This window comes from Pseudomonas sp. SDT291_1_S447 (genome assembly GCF_054070155.1).
Map to the genome: position 1 here is coordinate 1 of NZ_JBSVXS010000417.1, position 226 is coordinate 226.

The window sequence follows — 226 nt, forward strand, 5'->3', positions numbered from 1 at the left end:
CCTGGGAGCTGAACTGATAGGCCCAGGCCGCGAGGAACTGCTGGTAACGCTCGATCTCGGCGGGATCGTATTCGGCGCTGGCAAAGCTCTTGGCCAGCGCATGCGCCGCCGTCAGGGATTGGCCGGGGCGCAGGCCCAGGGCGCGAGCGGCATCGTTGACGGTTTGCAGCACACGGCGTTGCGGCGTGCCGGCCAGCAAGACCAGGGGTTGCTCCGGCTCGGGGTG

The 226-nt window shown here is 69.0% G+C and carries 1 protein-coding gene; it reads right to left on the bottom strand.

From position 1 onward, the window contains the following. Positions 1-226: Y-family DNA polymerase (locus ACW9IR_RS30170; RefSeq protein ID WP_457466269.1), on the bottom strand; the 226-nt coding region annotated here is incomplete at both ends.